The organism is Pseudoalteromonas sp. P1-7a, assembly GCF_001401855.1.
Taxonomy (GTDB): domain Bacteria; phylum Pseudomonadota; class Gammaproteobacteria; order Enterobacterales; family Alteromonadaceae; genus Pseudoalteromonas.
In genome coordinates this window covers 1-461 of sequence record NZ_LKDU01000098.1, presented here as the reverse complement: position 1 = coordinate 461, position 461 = coordinate 1, and the positions used below count along the sequence as shown (strand labels likewise).

Below are 461 nucleotides of genomic sequence, written 5' to 3'. Positions count from 1 at the left end.
GTTACGGTGATTGTAACAACCGTGCCCTCTGGCTCACCGGTTGCTGTGCCTGAAATAGTCGGTGTGGTGTCATTAGTATCGCCAACCGGATCAATAACCACTGTGGGCGCAGCGGTATCAACCTCACCAGTTGTGGTGGCTGTGGTTTCATTGCCTGCGATGTCGGTAACCGATACTTCAACGGTAAATTCACCTTCACTTAACTCATTTGGCACATCCACACTAAAGGTGCCATCGGCTTGCACTTCGGTCGTAATGGTTTGCGGGTTACCCGCTTCATCCGTTACGGTGATCGTAACAACCGTGCCCTCTGGCTCACCGGTTGCTGTGCCTGAAATAGTCGGTGTGGTGTCATTAGTATCGCCAATCGGATCAATAACCACTGTGGGCGCAGCGGTATCAACCTCACCGGTGGTGGTGGCTGTGGTTTGATTGCCTGCGGCGTCGGTGACCGATACTTC

At 53.1% G+C, this 461-nt stretch carries 1 protein-coding gene; it reads right to left on the bottom strand.

From position 1 onward, the window contains the following. Positions 1–461: Ig-like domain-containing protein (locus AN389_RS19645; RefSeq protein WP_146258103.1), on the bottom strand; the 461-nt coding region annotated here is incomplete at both ends.